The sequence below is a fragment of the Candidatus Methylomirabilota bacterium genome (assembly GCA_028870115.1).
Taxonomy (GTDB): Bacteria; Methylomirabilota; Methylomirabilia; order Methylomirabilales; family Methylomirabilaceae; genus Methylomirabilis.
On sequence record JAGWQH010000033.1, the window covers coordinates 1 to 20,346 of the forward strand.

At 58.4% G+C, this 20,346-nt stretch carries 17 protein-coding genes and 1 pseudogene; 12 read left to right on the forward strand and 6 right to left on the reverse strand.

Translation table 11 applies throughout. The annotated features are described in order from the left end of the window. The first annotated feature begins 480 nt into the window (after nt 1–480). From KGL31_03320 to KGL31_03340, 5 genes are all read left to right on the forward strand, one after another. Nucleotides 481–1,704 (forward strand): ammonium transporter, encoded by a 1,224-nt coding sequence (locus tag KGL31_03320; GenBank protein ID MDE2320937.1) that lies wholly within the window; start codon nt 481–483, stop codon nt 1,702–1,704. Between the two features lie 55 nt (nt 1,705–1,759). Next, on the forward strand, nt 1,760–2,023 hold the full coding sequence (locus tag KGL31_03325) for a helix-turn-helix domain-containing protein (protein ID MDE2320938.1): 264 nt from the start codon (nt 1,760–1,762) through the stop codon (nt 2,021–2,023). A gap of 271 nt (nt 2,024–2,294) precedes the next feature. Further along, complete coding sequence (locus KGL31_03330) at nt 2,295–4,859, forward strand: cation-translocating P-type ATPase (protein ID MDE2320939.1); 2,565 nt, start codon at nt 2,295–2,297, stop codon at nt 4,857–4,859. A gap of 208 nt (nt 4,860–5,067) precedes the next feature. Next, nucleotides 5,068–5,439, forward strand: coding sequence for a DUF2784 domain-containing protein (locus KGL31_03335; GenBank protein ID MDE2320940.1), 372 nt, complete (start codon nt 5,068–5,070; stop codon nt 5,437–5,439). Between the two features lie 41 nt (nt 5,440–5,480). Continuing rightward, on the forward strand, nt 5,481–5,834 hold the full coding sequence (locus KGL31_03340; protein MDE2320941.1) for a hypothetical protein: 354 nt from the start codon (nt 5,481–5,483) through the stop codon (nt 5,832–5,834). A gap of 181 nt (nt 5,835–6,015) precedes the next feature. Here KGL31_03340 and KGL31_03345 read toward each other — a convergent pair whose 3' ends face one another. The 6 genes from KGL31_03345 to KGL31_03370 all read right to left on the reverse strand — a co-directional run bounded on the left by KGL31_03345 (nt 6,016) and on the right by KGL31_03370 (nt 11,325). After that, nucleotides 6,016–6,936, reverse strand: coding sequence for a DUF2249 domain-containing protein (locus KGL31_03345; protein ID MDE2320942.1), 921 nt, complete (start codon nt 6,934–6,936; stop codon nt 6,016–6,018). A gap of 39 nt (nt 6,937–6,975) precedes the next feature. Next, a complete protein-coding gene (locus tag KGL31_03350) occupies nt 6,976–8,052 on the reverse strand; it encodes an Mrp/NBP35 family ATP-binding protein (protein ID MDE2320943.1) in 1,077 nt (358 codons plus the stop codon). After that, the gene (locus KGL31_03355; GenBank protein ID MDE2320944.1) at nt 8,046–8,387 is read right to left on the reverse strand and encodes a metal-sulfur cluster assembly factor; all 342 of its coding nucleotides are present in this window, start codon (nt 8,385–8,387) and stop codon (nt 8,046–8,048) included. The genes KGL31_03350 and KGL31_03355 overlap by 7 nt, the downstream gene beginning before the upstream one ends. A 59-nt stretch (nt 8,388–8,446) precedes the next feature. Next, a complete protein-coding gene (locus KGL31_03360) occupies nt 8,447–9,775 on the reverse strand; it encodes a hypothetical protein (protein MDE2320945.1) in 1,329 nt (442 codons plus the stop codon). Next, nucleotides 9,744–10,322, reverse strand: coding sequence for a DUF2249 domain-containing protein (locus KGL31_03365; protein MDE2320946.1), 579 nt, complete (start codon nt 10,320–10,322; stop codon nt 9,744–9,746). The genes KGL31_03360 and KGL31_03365 overlap by 32 nt, the downstream gene beginning before the upstream one ends. A 256-nt stretch (nt 10,323–10,578) precedes the next feature. Further along, the gene (locus KGL31_03370; protein ID MDE2320947.1) at nt 10,579–11,325 is read right to left on the reverse strand and encodes a Crp/Fnr family transcriptional regulator; all 747 of its coding nucleotides are present in this window, start codon (nt 11,323–11,325) and stop codon (nt 10,579–10,581) included. A 366-nt stretch (nt 11,326–11,691) separates the two neighbouring features. Here KGL31_03370 and KGL31_03375 point away from each other — a divergent pair, with 366 nt between their 5' ends. From KGL31_03375 to KGL31_03405, 7 genes and pseudogenes are all read left to right on the forward strand, one after another. Then, a complete protein-coding gene (locus KGL31_03375) occupies nt 11,692–12,102 on the forward strand; it encodes a four helix bundle protein (protein ID MDE2320948.1) in 411 nt (136 codons plus the stop codon). Between the two features lie 169 nt (nt 12,103–12,271). Further along, nucleotides 12,272–14,230: a site-specific DNA-methyltransferase gene (locus tag KGL31_03380; GenBank protein MDE2320949.1), complete on the forward strand. Its 1,959-nt coding sequence runs from the start codon at nt 12,272–12,274 to the stop codon at nt 14,228–14,230. Nucleotides 14,231–14,238: 8 nt separating this feature from the next. After that, nucleotides 14,239–17,202 (forward strand): DEAD/DEAH box helicase family protein, encoded by a 2,964-nt coding sequence (locus tag KGL31_03385; protein MDE2320950.1) that lies wholly within the window; start codon nt 14,239–14,241, stop codon nt 17,200–17,202. Between the two features lie 152 nt (nt 17,203–17,354). Next, nucleotides 17,355–18,872 carry an ATP-binding protein gene (locus tag KGL31_03390; GenBank protein ID MDE2320951.1) on the forward strand — a complete coding sequence of 506 codons (1,518 nt, stop codon included), beginning with the start codon at nt 17,355–17,357 and terminating at the stop codon, nt 18,870–18,872. A 10-nt stretch (nt 18,873–18,882) separates the two neighbouring features. Beyond that, nucleotides 18,883–19,095: pseudogene (locus KGL31_03395) on the forward strand (hypothetical protein). Between the two features lie 14 nt (nt 19,096–19,109). After that, nucleotides 19,110–19,439 (forward strand): HigA family addiction module antidote protein, encoded by a 330-nt coding sequence (locus KGL31_03400; GenBank protein ID MDE2320952.1) that lies wholly within the window; start codon nt 19,110–19,112, stop codon nt 19,437–19,439. Between the two features lie 403 nt (nt 19,440–19,842). Beyond that, nucleotides 19,843–20,346, forward strand: a 504-nt coding sequence (locus KGL31_03405; GenBank protein MDE2320953.1) for a TlpA family protein disulfide reductase, incomplete at its 3' end; no start/stop codon positions are given.

A 20,346-nucleotide genomic window follows, 5' to 3' on the forward strand; every position in this document is an offset into this window, starting at 1 on the left:
GAAAAAGGCAACAATCGACCATCTTGACTTGCAACTTATAAGCAAAGGTCGCTGCGCCTACATTATGAGCAGAAGGATTTTCATCTGCCTATTTCATAGTCACGTAAACGAGTGGATAAGGGGTCATCGAAATCCTCTTGCGATCGATCGAAGCCCCGTGAGTGAATTTTTCGAGTCTTTCGAGCGTTCGCACCGAAGCAAAAGACAATATGGCATTGGCACGCAAACTGCTTACTCCGCACGTTCGGAGTTAACGACAATAATGTCGCCTCCTACACTCTTGTTGATTCCTCTCGTTCTTCCACATCGAGCTAAGGAGCAACCATGCCAAATCGCCTCATGATGACTGTCATGATCTTGCTGGTTATGGGAGGTGTACTACTACACACCCCATCAGTAATCCTCGCTCAACAGGCGCCTCCCCCAGAAGCTCCTTCTTCAGTGCAGGCCCCCGAATCGCCTCCGCCACCGGCGCCGAAGATCGACTCGGGAGATACGGCATGGATGCTCACCTCATCGGCATTGGTGTTGCTGATGACCGCGCCTGGTCTCGCCCTGTTTTATGCAGGCTTGGTCCGTCGTAAGAACGCGTTGGGAACGATCATGCAGAGCTTCATCATCCTGGCCTTAATCAGCGTGCAGTGGGCGCTGTGGGGCTACTCCCTGGCCTTCGGCCCCGATATGGGCGGGATCATCGGGAGCCTCGCCTGGGTGGGACTTCGCGGCGTAGGGCTGGATCCCAACCCCGACTATGCGGCGACCATCCCACACCAAGCCTATATGATTTACCAGATGATGTTTGCGGTCATCACCCCGGCCCTCATCATGGGCGCCGTGGCTGAGCGGATGAAGTTCAGCGCGTTCCTGCTCTTTACCCTATTGTGGGCGACGTTGATTTACGATCCGCTCGCGCACTGGGTCTGGGGGATGGGCGGATGGCTGCGCACGATGGGCGCGCTCGACTTTGCCGGCGGCACGGCGGTCCACATCAGCTCCGGCATCTCGGCCCTGGCTGCTGCCCTGATCGTAGGGCGACGACGCGGCCATCCCGGGGAACCGATGCCGCCCCATAACCTCACGATGACCGTCACCGGCGCGGCCTTGCTCTGGTTTGGCTGGTTCGGCTTTAACGCCGGGAGCGCTACCGCCGCCAACAGGCTGGCCACTAATGCCTTTGTCGTCACTCATCTCGCGACGGCAGCGGCGGCGCTGGCCTGGATGTTTGCTGAATGGAGCTCCAGGGGCAAACCAACTGTTCTGGGAGCGGCCAGCGGCGCCGTCGCCGGGCTCGTCGCCATCACCCCGGCGTCCGGCTTCGTCGGTCCGATGCCGGCGATCGTCATCGGGGCCGGCGGAGGGATTCTGTGCTTCTCCGCCTGCATACTCAAGGCGCGGCTGGGTTACGACGACTCGCTGGACGTCGTGGGGGTCCACGGCGTCGGTGGGACCTGGGGCGCGCTGGCCACCGGTCTGTTCGCGTCCAAGGCGATTAATCCTGACGGCGCCGATGGGCTGTTCTTCGGCAATCCCCATCAGTTCGTGGTACAGATCATCGCCGTACTGGCCTGTATGCTCCTGGCGTTCGTGGGCACGGTGATCCTGCTGAAGCTCGTTGACACGTTGATCGGTTTGCGAATCAGTAGTGAAGAGGAACAGATCGGTCTCGATCTGAGCCAGCACGAAGAGAACGCCTATGGCTTCTAAGGAAAGGAGGTGCTAGCGCCTCGCGCTGGCACCGATCTTGAATAACATGGCAAACATGACCTTTCACGAAGAAAAGGGGAGCCACGACCCAAGAACAATCGGGTTCAGCGCCCTCTTTGAAGCGGCCAAGATCCTGAGCGACCAGATCGATCTCGAGCAGGTACTTGGTGAGCTTGAACGGGAGCTGGTCATGCGGGCGCTGAAGGAAAACGGCGGTGTCCAGGCGAGAGCCGCCGCTCGCCTGGGCATTACGCCGCGACAGCTCGCCTACAAAATGCAGAAGTTCCGGATCATCAAAGAGTTCCGCATCGAAAGCTGACCGCTCTATCTCTCTTGACGCACCGCCCGCCCGTGGGGTGAGATGCGTCCTCGCCTGTTGAGCTTGACTCGATAGTGGGGTGTGTGGTCTCTTTGTGTGCGGTGGTCTGCTCCTCTCGCAAGCCGTAGTCCAGCCCGGCGGGTTACGGAAGTATACCAAGCAGACGGCACAGGCTCAGGTACTGGTGCTCCAGGAGCCTTCGGAGTCAAGATCTCGCCTGAAGGTACGGTAATTGGCTCGACACCGGGGTCTTTCCACAGGAGACGACACGATGGCAAGAGAGAGGGACATTTCTCCCCTCACAGGGCTTTGTGAAGCAGAAGCGGCGACAAGGCTGAAGGAGGAAGGGCATAACGAACTCCCCTCCTCGAAGCCACGCAGCATCTTCTCTATTGCATGTGACGTTGTACGCGAACCGATGTTCCTGCTTCTCGTCGCTTGTGGGGCGATCTATCTCGTATTGGGCGATCTACAAGAGGCACTGATGCTGCTTGGATTCGTCCTCTTTATCACGGGAATCACCCTGTTTCAGGAACAGAAGACAGAACGCGCGCTCGAAGCCCTGAGGGACCTCTCCAGCCCCCGCGCGCTGGTCATTCGAGACGGTGAACAGAAACGTATTGCCGGCCGTGATGTCGTCCGTGGCGACGTTCTGGTTCTGACAGAAGGCGATCGGGTTCCAGCCGACGCCGTGCTCGTGCGGTGCGCCAGCCTCTTGGTCGATGAGTCCCTGCTAACCGGGGAACCCGTGCCGGTGCGCAAGGTCGCCAGGGACGGTATTTTTGAAATGGGTCGTCCTGGAGGAGACGACCTGCCTTTCGTGTACTCCGGGACATTAGCCGTTCAAGGGCAGGGCGTTGCCCAAGTGCTCGCCATTGGCGTCCACACCGAAATCGGTAAGGTCGGCAAAGCATTACAAAGGGTGAAACCAGAAAAGACCTTGCTGCAAAGAGAAACCGGACGGCTGGTTCGCAATGTTGCCATGCTGGGTTTATCGCTTTCCACCCTGGTCGTGATCGCCTATGGCCTCACAAGAGGCAATTGGCTCAATGGGCTCTTGGCCGGCGTTACCTTGGCCATGGCCATTTTACCGAATGAATTTCCCGTGGTCCTGACGATTTTCCTGGCTTTGGGCGCCTGGCGTATTTCGCAACGCCAGGTCCTCACACGCCGCATGCCGGCGGTCGAGACCCTGGGTTCAGCCACGGTCTTATGCGTAGATAAGACAGGAACGCTCACTCTCAATCGGATGTTAGTCGACAAGATTTTCGCTAAAAGAGAGTGGTACGATATCACCGAGCATCAGCAGGAACCGTTGCCTGAAACCTTTCACGAACTCGTAGAGTTCAGTATTCTGGCCAGCCAGAAGGGTTCTTGGGATCCGATGGAAAAGGCTTTAACACAACTGGGTGATCGTTACTTATCCAAGACCGAACACCTCCACGACGATTGGACGCTCGAGCGCGAATATCCCTTATCCCAAGACTTGCTGGCGCTCTCCCACGTCTGGAGATCGCCTCGCGGGGACGAATCCGTTATCGCTGCCAAAGGCGCGCCAGAAGCCATGGCTGATCTGTGCCATTTGGATGAGGAACACGTGGAGGCTCTCGCCGGATATGTACACTCTATGGCAAGCGAAGGTCTGCGGGTCCTCGGCGTGGCCAAAGCAGCCTTCAAGCAGCCACCCCTGCCGGGGAAGCAGCATGATTTCGAGTTTGAATTCCTGGGACTGATAGGCTTCGCCGATCCGGTACGTCCAGGCGTGCCTGCAGCGCTCAAAGAATGTTACACCGCCGGGATACGGGTAGTGATGATCACCGGCGACTATCCGACTACCGCCCAGAGCATTGCGCGGCAAATTGGTCTGACACCGATGGATGAATGCATCACCGGTCCAGCACTGGACGCAATGGATGACGCAGAGCTGCAAAGACGCATCAAGACAGTCAATATCTTTGCCCGGGTTTTACCCGAGCAAAAACTGCGTCTGGTCAAGGCCTTGAAGGCCAACCATGAAATCGTGGCTATGACCGGTGACGGCGTGAATGACGCGCCAGCCTTGAAAGCGGCGCACATCGGTATCGCTATGGGCGAACGAGGGACCGACGTGGCACGCGAGGCCTCGGCGTTGGTGCTGCTCACTGACGACTTCTCCTCCATTATACAAGCCATCAAACTGGGCCGCCGGATTTTCGACAATCTCAAGAAGGCAATGGCCTATCTGCTGGCCATTCACGTCCCAATCGCCGGCATGTCGCTCATTCCGGTACTTTTTAGGTGGCCGCTCGTCCTGTTACCCGTTCACATCGCCTTCTTGCACTTGATTATTGACCCAGTCTGCTCCATCGTATTCGAGCGGGAGCCAGAAGAAACCGACGTGATGACCCGCCCACCTCGCAAGCCGCACGAACCGTTGTTTAGAAGGCAAATGTTGGGTTTGAGCCTATTGCAAGGTGTGAGTGTACTGTTCATCCTTCTGGCCGTCTTCAGCATCGCCCTCTATCGTGGCCAAGGCGAATTGGACGCTCGTGCGCTGACGTTTACCACCCTCATCATTGCCAACCTTGGTCTGATCATGACAAACCGATCATGGTCGCATACAATTGCGGTCACGTCGCGCTCGCCAAATACCGCCTTACGGTGGGTGGTCGGAGGCGCATTGGTTTTTCTCGCAGTAATACTGTACGTTCCTTCACTGCGCAACCTCTTCCGTTTCGCGAAGCTCCACCCGATTGACATGGCGATCTGTCTTGCTGCGGGAGTAGTGAGTATCGCTTGGTTCGAAGGACTCAAGATGCTGCGTGGAGGGCAAAGACGATCTTTGGCTCAAGAATAGACAGGCCCTTCACGGGCTGCCAATGGCGTGGATCGAGCTCAACCGCGGGTTCCTCTGCGGGGATGTCGGACTCTTTCGAGTTGTGGTGCTTTCGCTGCAGAGTCTAGGTGCAATTTGCTGAGGTCTCGAACGATGCCTTTTCGGGGTTTTTCTACAGCCTCGCTAGACGGTTGCCGCTTGAGGCTCGCAGGCCAGGAGTGAACCAGAGATGCCGTACCTGCTGATCGCAAACCTTCTGGTATTCCTGCATCTTGCCTTTGTTGGGTTTGTCGTCCTGGGCGCCCTCTTGGTGCTGCGTTGGCCACGGTTAGTGTGGATTCAACTCCCCTGCGCGCTCTGGGGCGCGCTCATCGAGTTCGCCGGGTGGATCTGCCCACTTACCCCCCTTGAGAATCGGTTCCGCCAACTGGGTGGCCAGGCGGGGTACGCGGGCAGTTTCATCGAGCACTATCTGCTGCCAGTCCTCTACCCGAAGAACCTGACCAGGCCGGTGCAGTTGGCTCTCGGGATGCTGGTTCTGATCCTCAACGCGGCGGCATACGGGCGCTTGTGGCGCCGCCGTGCGAGCGGCACCGCCTAACATGGAAATGGATCTGCCGAGCCGCGGCGCTATACATTGGCGTGCTGTCCCGGGCGTTCGTCAAGGCGCCGCGCCTCGCAGCTCATTTCCTGGCCGTTGAGCGGCTATTGCATAACATGCGCGCCTTAGTGGAGGCGGATCTTCAGGTGCTGACGATCATGGCGTCTTTGATCGAGCATGCCAAGTGGCTCCGCCAGGAACAGACGCAACACCTTCATACGCTGGATAATTGGAAGGGACTCCGCCAGCTTGAACGGGAGTTGGTCATGCGGGCGCTGAAGGAAAACGGCGGTGTCCAGACGAGAGCCGCCGCTCGCCTGGGCATTACGCCGCGACAGCTCGCCTACAAAATGCAGAAGTACCGAATCATCAAAGAGTTCCGGATCGAGGGCTGAGCCAACATCCTTTGGCGACGCCGATAGTTAAGGCCGGGAGATTGCTTCGTCGCTTCACTTCCCGCAATGACGCTTCCTGAAATATGCAAAGGCGGTTGGGGCATCTTGACCTGCCCCAACCGCCAGTACAAATCACAAAAGATGCTATAGCCGCAATGCAACGGCAGCTACATTCGCTCGCCTAGCCGTGCAAACATGAATGACCGCCGCCCTTCAACTCCTCCAGCAATGCCAGCATGGAATTGTGGACGTCCGCGCCGATCTTTTCATTCTCGAAGCGCTCGAATGCTTCTCCCAGGCGCGCCTGGTCGTCTGCGCTCAACATATTGTCCGCCATGGCATACAGGATCATGTTCTCTTTATCGATGTGGGGTCGCAGCATCTGAATATAGGCGCGCCCGTTCCGAATAATCTTCTGCGCCGCAGCCGGATCGGTTCCGATTGCCGCCGCGGCATCAGCCATATCACGGACATAGGTGCGCCCGGCCTCATGCTCCGACAGCATAACCGCGATTGGTCCGCCCTGCAACGGAAAGCCGCGATTCACCATCGTCTTGAACAACAGATCCTCCTCTTTGCCGTGATGACACTGATCGGCAAAGGTTCGGATAAACTTGATCGCCTTTTCGAAATAGGCTCGATCCGGGGCAGCGCCGCCCTCCATTGCAATGAGCTTTCGCTCCAGCGCATCCAACGCCTGAAGGATCAGGGTATGTTCGTCCTTGAGGATCTGGGTCGGCGAACCGGTGTGGGCATGCTCGTGTCCGTGGTGTTCATGATGTTCGTGGTGCTCGTGGTGCTCGTGGTGCTCGTGGTGCATGCCGCATCCCATTCCTTCGGCGGGCGGCTGCTCGCCTGCGGCGGCGGCAACCCGGCTGATCGCGACCTGCCATACCTCGGGACCGGCCTCCAGATAGCGCCATTCGAACTGTCCGGTGCGCTCGGCGGCGAATGTATAGTAGAGCGGCTTGGGATCATGGTCGTTGACCAGGAGCATCGTATCCCCGACCGCCAGCCCGTCGAAGACGCGGAAGATGGTCGGGTGTTTCTGCGGGATCGGCAGGACGCGGGCATCCACGGTTGCTGCATAATTCGCTGGCATAGAGACTTCCTCCTTCGACAGATACAGGGTTGTTGGTTGTTAGCGGATGATCATCTGAGGCATCGCCTCCGCGGCAGCCTCGGTCGCCAGGCGTACCTTGTCCGCGACATTGCGGAAGACCTGCGCCTCAGAGGACTCCGGCATCGCCACGACAACAGGGGCGCCGGTATCCCCGCCCTCGCGGATCGCTGGATTGAGGGGGATCTCCCCCAGGAATGGGACCCCAAGCGCTTCACTCACCTTGCGTCCACCGCCCCGGCTGAAGATATCGGTTTCTCCCTGGCAGTGGGGACAGATAAAATAGCTCATATTTTCCACAATCCCCAGAATCGGGACGCGGGCCTCACGAAACATCCGCAGGCCTCTCTCGGCATCCATCAAGGCCACAGCGGAAGGGGTCGTCACGATGACTCCGCCGGTCAACGGCACCGCCTGAACGAGGGTCAACTGGGTATCCCCCGTCCCCGGTGGAAGATCGACGATCAGGTAGTCCAGTTCGCCCCAATGCACCTCGTGCAGCAGTTGCTTCAGGGCCTGGGCCACCAAGGGTCCACGCCAGATGATCGGCGACTGCTCACCCAGCAGGTATCCGACCGATATCACCCTCAGGCCGTGCCGTGTCAACGGAACAATCTTGCCTTCATGCGCCTTGGGACGGCCAAGCTCGCCCAGCATCCGGGGAACATTCGGGCCATAGATATCGGCATCCAGAAGACCGACCGCAGCCCCCGACTGCGCCAGCGCCAGGGCCAGATTGACGGATACGGTGCTCTTACCCACACCGCCTTTACCGGACGCGACGGCGATGATACGCCGCACCCCGGGAAGCGGAGCCGGTCCGGGAGCGGAATCCTGAGGCGCGGGGCGCGGGGCGGCCTGAATCCGCATCTCACCGATCCCGGGCACGCGGCCGAGCGCCTCACGGACCGACGCCTCTACCTTGGCGATCACCTCAGCGTCCTCCGTCGGGACCTGGAGATCGAGGTAGACGGTGGACCCCTCCACCCGCGCATTCTTTATTATGCCAAAAGAGACAAGGTCGCGGCTCATCCCCGGGTACTTGACCTGGCGAAGCGCCGAGATCACCATATCTTCCGTTAACTGAGGCGTTACCATGCGGGACCTCCTCGTCCGCCGCCGGCTAGAGCTCGCCTGCCCTCAGGCGAGATCATGTCCGGATTCCAGGCAGGTTCCCATACGATCTCGACGGTGACGCCAGTGACACCGGGTATCTCCCGGAGGGCGCGGTCAACCGCCTGGACGAAGCTCGCGTGCATAGGGCAGCCGCGCGTGGTGAGGGTCATGCGGATGCCGATCTGGCCCCCTTGGATCTGCACATCGTAGACGAGGCCCAGATCGACGATATTCACTCCTAACTCCGGGTCGATGAGCTTCCGGAGCGTGTTATAGATCTGCTCTTCAGTTATGGGTGATGTTCCCGGTTCTGCCATCATGCCTCCTTTTCATGTACCTGTACTTCCTGCATCGCTCCGCCGATCGACTGTGGATCCTATGCTCCTACGGTCTGCGCCTCGGGAAGGGGCGTCAGCCGGGGAACCAGGTGACGGTAGATCCGACAGACGGCAACGGCAAACGTGAGACCCGCCAGGGCCAACACGAGGGTCCCCACCTGGAGCAGCAGCCCGGACGCAAAGATCACTCCGGCCACGGTCGTCACGATGCCCGCATGGAGCAGCCAATACTCTATCCGAGGCATTGACTCGCCAAGTAGCTGGGTGGCGGCCGGAACCGGCCGAAGCCCTACAAGGTCGCTGTAACGGTGGTGCCAGACCAGGAATGGGATAATCTTGTACATCATACCGATAATCGTCACGGAAATCCAGCCCAGAAGCGCCAGCACCCCATAGCCAAAGGCCAGCCGGGCGGCAAACTCGTCGCTCACAACCCAACCGGTACTCAGCCAAAGCCCGAGTAGTGTGAGTATGACCAGCGTGACCATGGCGCTTAAGGAATGCCGCAGCCCCCAGTCCAGTCGCGGGCGCTTGCGCGTCCGCAGAACCTCACGCATCGTCCAGAGGAACAGACCCACCGCTACGGCGATCAGGAGGGCGAACAGCGCAGTCCACGAACTGTGCAGCAGCAGCGTTACGTACAGGCCCGCGAGACCGACATTGAGCAGCCGGAACTCCCAGTAGGCCGGACGCTCATTGCGAAACTCACTCAGGCTGAACATAGGAATCAGCTTGTAGCTCGCCCCGAAGATCATCATCGTGACCCAGCCGATACCGGCCAGGTGGGCGTGGGCGTGGATCGTGTGCAAGACCTGACCTCCCAGGAAGTCGAACATCTTGTCGAGCGCCATAAGATTCCCCATCACCACGGTAGAGGCCAGATAGAGGAGCGCCGCCGCCACGTGTCGCCCGATAATGTCCCAGCGGGGGAGCTGCCACATTGTGCGTCCCATGTTGACCACGAAGAGCGTCACGGCAATCAGCACAAGACCGGCGCCGATGGCCGTGCCATGGTGATGACCGATCCAGAAATGGCTCACCATCAGCGCGACACCGGACAGCATGATCCAATACTGCCAGCAGGCCAGGCGCTCGCTCCACAGCGTGGTCTCCAAAGCGACCGGAACCAATTGGAACGACGCCCCCATGATCGTCATCGTAATCCACCCGAGCGTCAGCAAATGGGTGAGGGCGAGGCCATGCCCCTGGTAGTAGAAGTCCAGCAGATTGTCGACCTGCCACGGCGCCCACAGCAGAGCGCCCACAAAGGCTGCCTGCGCCGTCACAAAATAGCGCAGCGGCACCCAGAGGGACGGCTGCCGGGCCGGGGGCGCGCTATTTCCAGATGCGGGTTTCGAACCAACCATGCGTCGTCTCCTCAGTGGAGAAGGCGAAGCCTCGCTCCTCAAGCTTCGGATAGAGCAGCATCGGCCGCCGGTCGGTCATGGCCAGGATCTGTCCGCCTGCAGCGATCCGAGGGAGATTCTCCAGAATCTTCGCCATCGGCTGTGGCGGTTCCAGTCCACGGGCATCCACGACGATGGCGTTCCCGGCGGGCGGTGCCGGTCTCGATGCGGCGGCAGGCGCCGGAGCGGTCGCGGCCTGTGCGCCGGCCCGATAGAAGGTGATACACCAGTCTTCGGGACCGCGCTTCTGTGTCCAATGCGTAAAACCCCGCTGCGCCATCACGCCATACAGTGGGACCGGCTCAAAGATATTGTAGAGGACAAATACCTGATCGTCTTTGAGCGACATAACGGTCTGCATGATTCGCTGAAACGGCTCTTCTCCTGCCCGCACCTGATCGCGAACATCCAGGATCACCCGGCGATTATCGGGTACGTTCCGAAGTGCCTCGGGTATAGGCGTACCCGTCCCTTGGGCATCTCCGTGGCAACTGCTCTCGTTCGTCATAGGTCGATTGCCTCCTTTTTTCGGGTTGCTTAGAGCCTGTCCTACAGATCCTCATTGACCCTTCGACAAGCTCAGGGTGAACGGTATACGTATTATTGCAAACATTGACTTCTTTCCGTTCGTGCTGAGCCTGTCGAAGCACGAGCTTGGGTTTGTAGGGCAGGCTCCTTACTTAGCGTCAAGCGTAGTATAGGCGAGAGATTCCGGGGTGTCTGCGACTTTAGTCTCACAACCGGCAGAAGGGGCAAGGGCGAGGTCAGAGCATGCGGATCAGGGCGGCCCGGCTCACGATTACGACCCCGTGGCGATCAAACGTGATGGCGCCTTCCTTTTCCAGAGCCTTGAAGGCCCGGCCGATCATCTCGCGGGCCGTCCCGACAACAGACGCCATCTCCTGCTGCGTGGACTGTTGCTTGAGGCGCAGGCCGCCTCTGCCGTCATCCTCGGCCATCTCCAGCAGGTGCTTGGCCACGCGGCTTGTCACACTGCGAAATGACAGGTCCTCCACCTTGCGGGTAAAGTAGCGGAGCTTCCCCGCGAACGCCTTCAGAAAGCCGATCGCGATAGCCGGGTGCTCCTCAACCAGGCGCCGCATCCCCTCCCGCCGAATACCCCAGAGCGCCGCCGGCTCTATCGCCTGCGCGTTGGCGGGATTCGGCCCACCATCGAAGATCGGAACCTCATTGAAACAATCGCCGGCCTCCGCAATCCGGAGGACCTGCTCGCGCCCGTCAGGGGACAGCTTGAAGATCCTCACCTTGCCGGATCGAACTACGTACATCGCCTGAGCCGGCTCCCCCTCCGTAAACAGCATGTGTCCCTTCTCCAGCCGCACCTCGAATGCGTTGGCCCGGATGCCCTCGAGCGCTCGCGCATCGAGATCCTGAAAATAGGGAATCGCTTTCAACTGCTCCGACACCATGGCCACCCCAGGGTAATGACACGGAGGAGTTCCCGAACGCCCGGTATTATTGTAGGAGGACGCGCAGCGCAGGTCAATCATTCTACCCGCCAATTGTTTATCATGATTTGACCTGCGGCAGTTTTTTGTGTAGTTTCGAGTCTATTCTGCAGACCCCTTGTTGTATTGCGACGGGCTCAGCACGAACGGAAACACCTCAATCTTTTCAATGCCCATACCGTTCGCCCTGAGCGTGTCGAAGGGTGAACGGGCATTTGCGGGATAGGCTCCGCGATACCTTCACAATGAGAGAGACCCAGCAGCGCATGAGTACCAACAGCAAACCTTACGGCTCGGCAGATCCGCACCCACTTTCGCAGCTTCGGACAGAGTTGATCCGGGAAGGGAAGTACGATGAGTACGGCAACGAAATCTGCGTCGGATCGATAAATACTTGCATGTCTCCTCATGAAACTCATTAAGAACACAGGCAGCGACCGCGTGATCGACGAACTGCGCCAGACCCTTGCGCCCCCGTCGTCGCTCGACGTGGCCTCTCCTGCGTTTTCCCTCTTCGCCTTTGCGGAGCTGGGTGATCTGCTGGAAAAGCTCGACGCCTGCCGCGTGGTGCTCCAGGCAAACATTGCGGAGGGTTTTCGGAAGCAGTCTGGCCTGGACAAAGCACGGTTTTTGAACATCTCCGAAGGTTCACTTGAGGAGTGCCGCTATTACGTGATCTTGGCCCACGATCTCGGTTACCTGAATCCACTGAGGGTTCATTCCCCGCGGCTTGCCGCGAGTTCGTCATACCGGCGAAAGCCGGTATCCAGAGGGTCCGACTGGATTCCGTGTCAAGCACGGAATGACGGGCCAGAATAGAAGGCGATACCCCGCGGCTTGCCGCGAGGTAGTTCATTAAAACCGTATTATGGGAGCAGAGCGAAGAGGTTGGCCGACTTCTCAACGGCTACCGCACCGCCATCCTCAATTCCAACTCCTAACTTCTAAATGCTAACTCCTAACTTCTAAATACTCAAGGATCTGACCCATGCAAAAACTCACAGCCGAAGATATGGATACCAAATCCCCAGATCTCGTCGCGGAGAACGTCGAGCAGCTCAATGTGCTGTTCCCCGAGGCCTTCACCGAGGGAAAGGTGGACTTCGAGGTACTGAAGCAGCTCTTAGGCGGCGCGGTGGATGAGCGAGAGGAGAAATACGGCCTCAACTGGCATGGCAAGCGCCGCGCCCGCCAGATCGCGCTCACACCCTCCACCGGCACCCTGCGCCCCTGCCCGGAAGACAGCGTGGACTGGGAGACTACCCGCAACCTCATGATCGAGGGCGACAATCTCGAAGTCCTCAAGCTCCTCCAGAAGAGCTACGCCGGGAAGGTGAAATTCATCTACATCGACCAGCCCTACAATACCGGCAAGGACTTCGTCTATCCCGACGACTACCGAGACAACATCAAGAACTATCTGGAACTGACAGGGCAGGTGGAGGGTGGGCAGAAGATCAGCACCAACACTGAAGCAAGTGGTCGCTTCCATACCAATTGGCTGAATATGATGTACCCCCGCCTCAAGCTCGCCCGAAATCTACTCTGCGAGGATGGAGTGATTTTTATCAGCATTGATGACAACGAGGCCCACAACCTTCGAAAAGTTTGCGATGAACTTTTTGGGGAAGATAATTTTATCGGCCAGTTTGTGATTAATTCATCGCCGAGCGCTATCGACTATGGCCATATCGCGAAAATGCATGATTACGCCCTCTTGTATGCCAAAGACTTGGCGGTAACCACTACCAAACAATTGACCGAAGACGGAAAAGAGTTCAAATATGTCGACGGGATCGGACCATTTAATATTTACCCGCTGTACAACGGTAACGTGGCTTTCAATCCAAGAACAAGGCCCAACTTATATTACCCATTCTATTTGAACCCTGACTCCAAAATAGAAAATGATTTCTACGAGATCGGCCTTAAAGAAGAGAGTGGATGGGTCAAAGTTTATCCGGTCATTTCAAGGAAAGACGAGATACAGCGCGTATGGAGATGGAGCAAAGACAAGTCTCGTCAAGAACTAAATAAAGAGATTGTTGGTTACAAAACAGAAGACAGTGAATTTAGAATAGTTCAGAAAACAAGGCACACCGGAAAGGTTATACGCTCGCTTCAAATCGACAAAGAGATATCCAGCAGACGAGGTACGGCTGAAGTAGAGGAACTTTTCGGCGAGAAAGTTTTTCCGTTTCCGAAGCCTTTTGAATTAATCAGGAGATTCGTTGCTGTTGGCACCGAGACTGATAGTATCGTGGTTGATTTTTTCGCAGGATCTGCAACCACGGCTCATGCAGTTATGGCGCAGAATGCACTCGATCAAGGAAAACGCCGCTACTTCCTCGTTCAGCTCCCCGAGCCGCTCGACCCCGAGAACACAGACCAAAAGGTTGCAGCCGATTACTGTGACAAACTCGGCAAGCCGCGCAATATCGCCGAACTGACCAAAGAACGCCTTCGCCGTGCCGGGAAGAAGATTCGAGAAGAAAACCCGATGTTTGCGGGCGATCTAGGTTTCCGCGTCTTTAAGCTCGACTCCAGCAACATCCGGGCGTGGGAGCCGGATCGCGAAAACCTTGCGCAAACGCTCGAAGCCTCCGTCGAGCACCTCAAGACCGACCGCACCGAGGCGGACATTCTTTTCGAGCTGCTGCTGAAACGCGGGATCGATCTCTGTACACCCATCGAGCAGAAGACCATCGCCGGCAAGACTATCCACAGCATCGGTGCGGGCACCCTCCTCGTCTGCCTCGCCCCGCAAATAGCCCGCGACGAAGTTGAGCCTTTGGCTCTCGGCATGGTTGAGTGGCACAAGGTCCTGGCCCCAGCGGGCGAGAGCACCGTGATTTTCCGCGACAGCGCCTTTGCCGACGATGTCGCCAAGACCAATCTCACCGCCATCCTCCAGCAGCACGGGCTGGAGAACGTACGCAGTCTGTAGGCGGAGCCATGAAGCTGCACTTTGAGCCGAACCTCTACTACCAGCTTCAGGCCATCGAGGCGGCCTGCGACCTCTTCCACGGGCAGGAGACCTGCCAAACGGAATTCACCGTCACACGGGACGTCGCCAGTGAGCAAATGTCGTTTCTCGAAAACGACCTCGGCATCGGTAACCGGCTCGCGCTGCTGCCTGATGAATTGCTGGAAAACCTCCACGACGTCCAACTCCGCCACGGTCTGGCCCCAGCGCCCTCGCTTGCGTCCATGGACTTCACGGTGGAGATGGAGACCGGCACGGGCAAGACCTACGTCTACCTGCGTACCATCTTCGAGCTGAACCGGCGTTACGGCTTCACCAAGTTCGTCATCGTGGTCCCATCCGTCGCGATCAAGGAGGGCGTGTACAAAACGCTTCAGATCACCGAAGAGCACTTTCGCGCCCTCTACGCCAACACGCCCTTCGAGTTCTTCCTCTACGACTCCAGCAAGCTTGGCCAGGTGCGTAACTTCGCCACCAGTCCACACATCCAGATCATGGTGGTGACGGTCGGCGCGATCAATAAGAAGGACGTCAACAACCTCTACAAGGACAGCGAGAAGACCGGCGGCGAGAAACCTATCGACCTCATCAAGGCCACCCGGCCGATCCTGATTGTGGACGAGCCGCAGAGCGTGGACGGCGGCCTCGAAGGTCGGGGCAAGGAGGCGCTCGGGGCTATGAACCCGCTCTGCACGCTGCGCTACTCCGCCACCCACGCCGACGAGCACCACATGCTCTATCGCCTCGACGCAGTGGACGCCTACGAGCGCAAGCTGGTCAAGCAGATCGAGGTGGCGTCCCTCGAGGTCGAAGGCGGCCACAATAAGGGCTACGTCAAACTGCTCTCCACCAGCAACAAAAAGGGCGCCTTCAGCGCCAAAGTCGAACTCGACGTGCAACGCCTCTTTGGAGTGAGCCGGGAGACGGTCATCGTAAGACCGGGTGACGATCTCCAGCAGATCAGCGGCCGCGCCGTCTATGCCGACTGCCTGGTGCAGAATATCGGCTGCAAAGCCGGCGAAGAGTTTCTCGAACTGAGCAACCAGGAAAAACCCCTGCATCCGGGTCAGGCCATCGGCGGCGTGGACGGTGACCCGCTCACGCGGATCATGATCCGCCGCACCATCGAGGAGCATCTGGACAAGGAACTACGTCTGCGGTCGCAGGGTATCAAGGTGCTGAGCCTGTTCTTCATCGATGTCGTCGCGCACTACCGTGGCTACACTGCAGACGGGGCTCAGGTGAAGGGCAAGTATGCGCTGATGTTCGAGGAGGAATACCGCAAGGCCGCCGCCAAACCGAAGTACCGCACCCTCTTCAACGAGGTGGATGTGCAGTCCGACGCGACGGAAGTCCACGACGGCTATTTCTCCGTCGACAAGAAGGGGACGTGGACGGACACCGCCGAGAACAACCAGGGCAATCGCGACAACGCCGAGCGCGCCTACAACCTCATTATGAGGGATAAGGAAAAACTGCTGGACCTTGACACAAAGCTGAAGTTCATCTTTTCCCACTCCGCCCTGCGCGAGGGCTGGGACAACCCGAACGTGTTCCAGATTTGCGCTATCCGCGAGATGGGCACCGAGCGCGAGCGCCGCCAGACGATCGGCCGCGGCCTGCGCCTGTGCGTGAACCAGCAGGGCGAACGCCTGCGGGGCTTCGACGTCAACACCCTCACCGTCATTGCCACCGAAGGGTACGAGCAGTTCGCCGAGAACCTCCAGAAGGAGATCGAGGCCGACACCGGCATCTGCTTCGGCATTGTGGAAAAGGATCAGTTTGCCGCCATCCCGGTGACGGACGACGCCGGGCGGACCACGGCCATGGGCGTGCCCCGGTCGGAAGCCATCTGGACGCATCTGAAGGACGCGGGTTACGTAGATGCGAAGGGCAAGGTGCAGGACCGGTTGAGAAAGGCGCTCAAGGATGACACGCTGCAACTCCCGGAGCCGTTCCAGGCCCAGCTCCCGCAGGTAAAGGAAATCCTCCGCAAGCTCGCCGGGAAACTGGACATCAAGAACGCCGACGAGCGCAGGCCGATCAAGACCCGACAGGCAGTGCTGCACAGCGAGGAGTTCCAGGCGCTCTGGAACCGCATCAAGCACAAGACCACGTACCGCGTACAGTTCGATAACGAGAAGCTGGTCGCGGAGTGCGCCAGGGCCATCTGCGAATGCCCGCCCATCACTAAGACCCGCGTGCAGATTCGCAAGGCCGACCTCGCCATCGGGCGGGGTGGCGTCTCATCGGAGGAAACGACCGTCGCCGCGCCGATCATCATCGAAGAAACCGACATCGAGCTGCCAGACCTGCTGACCGATCTTCAGGACAAGACCCAGCTTACTCGGCGCAGTCTCGTGCGCATCTTGACCGACAGCGGCCGCCTCGATGACTTCAAGCGAAACCCGCAACAGTTCATTGAGTTGGCGACCGAGTCGATCAACCGCACCAAGCGCCTGGCCCTCGTGGATGGCATCCGCTATCAACGCATCGGCGACGAGTATTATTACGCTCAAGAACTCTTTGAGCAGGAGGAGCTGACGGGCTACCTCAAGAACATGCTGGTCGCGACCAAATCCGTTTATGAGAGCGTCGTGTACGATTCGTCCGGTGTCGAACGCACATTTGCCGAACAACTGGAGAAGAACGAAGCCGTCAAGGTCTATGCCAAGCTCCCCGGCTGGTTCACAGTCCCGACGCCGTTGGGAACCTACAACCCGGATTGGGCCGTGTTGGTTGAGAAGGATGGTGCGGAGCGCCTCTACTTCGTGGTAGAAACCAAGAGCAGCCTCTTCACTGACGACCTGCGCGATAAGGAAAGCGCCAAGATCGAGTGCGGCAAGGCTCACTTCAAGGCCTTGGCCGTCGGCGAAAGCCCTACAGCGTTCATCCAGGCCAGGAACATCGACGACCTGATGGCGAAGTGTTAGCGCTGTCGCCCCTTGGCACTCAAACCATTAGCAATAGGCCCATAACCACGGCAAACACCAACGGGAAGAACACCCGAGCGTAGCGCATCCAACGCGTTTTTACATGTTTCGTTCGCCCTGAGCATGTCGAAGGCCGAACGGGGGTTTGCAGAATGGGCGCAAAGATGACAGAAATGCTGCTCCCTGAACTGAGATTGCCGGATGAGTTGATCCGTGATCTCGATCGCCAGAATCCCTGGTGGCAGAATCAACCGCCGCCCGTCCTCCCGATGTTTTGTCGCTGGCCCTACAACAAGTTACGAGAACGCCTCGATCATCCCATCGCGCCGATCATTGTCATCCGTGGACCGCGCCAGATAGGCAAGACGACCTTACAGCTCCAACTGATCAAGTCGCTGCTGGAGCAAGGCGTGGTGCCGCAACGGATACTGCGGGTTCAGTTCGACGACCTGCCGTCGTTGGTCCATGCAAAGTTTGGGGAGCCCATTCTGCGTATCGTGGACTGGTTCGAGAAAACCGTACTCCGCGCCACTCTCAATGAGAGTGCGCATCGGCAGGAACCGGTCTTCCTGTTTTTCGACGAAGTGCAGAACCTGGAAGCGTGGGATGTTCAACTGAAGTCGCTGGTTGATAACTCAACCGTGCGGGTGATGGTGACGGGTAGTTCGGCTCTGCGAATCGAAATGGGGCGGGACAGTCTGGCCGGCCGCATTCATTCGCTGGAAGTCGGCCCGCTGCGTTTGAATGAAATTGCGGCACTGCGCAGCCTTGGCAACCTCAATCCGTTGCAAGAAGATAATGGTTGGCAAGACTGGCTGCGACCGGAATTCTGGCGTGAGCTGACTGTCCATGCCGAGCGTCAATCGGGAGCATTGAGACTCGCGTTTGCCGCGTTTTCCGAGCGCGGTGCCTATCCGCTGGCGCAGGCACGCGCAGGTATCTCATGGGAAGACATCGCTGCTCAATTGAACGAGACGGTCGTGCGCCGCGTGATCGAGCACGATCTGCGTGTTGGCGAACGTGGACGCAAGCGGGACCGGCTCCTTCTCGAAGAAGTGTTTCGCATGGGCTGCCGTTACATTGGGCAGAGCCCCAATCCTGCATTACTCGCACGGGAAGCGCAGCGCGCCCTGAACGCCAACATCGGCTCCCAGCGCATCCGCCATTACCTTGATTTCCTTGACGGCAGCCTGCTGTTACGCGCCATAGAGCCGCTGGAAATACGGCTCAAAAAGCGACGCGGCTACAGCAAATTGTGTCTGTGCGACCATGCAATCCGCGCCGCTTGGCTGCAAGAGGTCATCCCGCTTGACCCCGAGGCGCTGGACCGCTCGCCGCATCTTTTTGATTTGGCCGGTCGTATTGCCGAGAGCACGGTTGGATATTTCTTTGCCTCGCTTACCGGTTTGTCGGTGGCCCACCTGCCGGAGCGGGGAGGCGAGCCCGAGGTGGACTTCGTGCTCACCATCGGCGAGCGTCGCATACCCGTTGAGGTCAAGTACCGTCGCGTTATTGACCCCCTGCGCGATACTATCGGCCTGCGCGCCTTTCTGGAAAAGGCTGTCCACAATGCGCCGTTTGGCTTGTTGATCACTCAAGGCGATACGCCGGCCGTGCCGGATCCCCGCATCGTCACCATTCCCTTAGCAGCGCTCCTCATTGTTCGCTGAGAGGTACATCATGGTACGAAACAAAAAGGCGATAACCCAAGTCGAATCCATCAAGCATAAGGACAAGCGCGCCAACATCCCCACCGAGGAGTTGCGCGACTTTGTGGCCGACGAAGAGCTCGCGCCCAAGACCATGCTCTATCCGCGCGACCCGTCCCTCGATCCGCAATTAGTCTGGAAGGGGAAGGACGAACAGGACCGCGAGGACCTCGCCGTCCCCGTTGGGAGGCTTTGAAAATGCCCGCCATCCCCATCCATCCCGGTGAGCATCTCGCCGAGGAACTGACAGCGCTCAACATGAGCGCCGCCGAGCTTGCGCGCCACCTCAGCGTCCCGACCAACCGCATCACCGAAATACTCAACAGCCAGCGCGCTATTACGGGGGATACCGCCCTGCGTCTCGCGCATTTCTTCGGAACCAGCGCGCAATTCTGGCTGAACCTTCAGGGCCTCTATGAGCTACGCCTCGCCGAACAGAAAGCCGGAAAACAGATCAAGGCTCTTCCGACTCTCAAGCATCGCAAGACCAAGATCGGACCACCGCTCCAACAACCTGCCCATCCCTGACCCGGCCGTTCATCGACTAGGCCTCGCCTCCTGTGCCAAAAACACTCGTTTATTCACCAGATCCCTCAAGCCTGACGTTCCCGCATCCTGGCGTCTTCTTATACGGCCTACGTAGGCTCTCAAGCGCTGGTACATCGAGGGAAGATCGCAGTGAAGTAAACCCCAATCGAGTTGGAGACACAGAACAGGAAGGGCGGGTCTATCTCGATTTGACCTGCGGCGGTTTTTCCGATAGCCTGAAGATCGGCAAGAGTCTCTCGACATTGCGAGCGACCAACGGCAGCGCGGCAATCCCTCTCTACTTGCCGCTGCGAAAAACGGTGAGATTGCTTCGGTCGCTGCGCTCTCTCGCAATGACGCAGGCGGGAGACTTGCTGATCAATGTACGGAGAAGGAACAGTATATGAGACGCCATCTCTGCCAATTCCTGTCACAGATCGCGATTATCGGTATCATTATCGGGCTCGTCATAGGTGGAACGCCGGAGAACAGCCTTTGGGCGGCTGACATACGGCCCGACGAGGACCACATCGCGCCCGACTTTACGCTGAAGACGCTTGAGGGAAACACGATTCGCCTCTCGGAGTTGCGCGGTAAGAAGGTTGTGCTGATCAACTTCTGGGCTTCCTGGTGCCCCCCTTGTCGATTAGAGATGCCGACGATGCAGCAGATCTATTCCGAGTATAAGGAGAGAGGATTCGAGATTCTTGCAGTCAACATCGAATCCGACGCCAAGCAAGAGATTCGCGACTTCGTAAAAGAGCTTCGCCTGACCTTCCCCATTCTGCTCGACCCCGATATGAAGGTTACTCGTAAGTTCCACGTCATCGGGCTTCCCGTCTCGGTCCTGATCGATCGCCAAGGCATCGTTCGCGCCAAGGAGATCGGATACCATGACTGGACTACC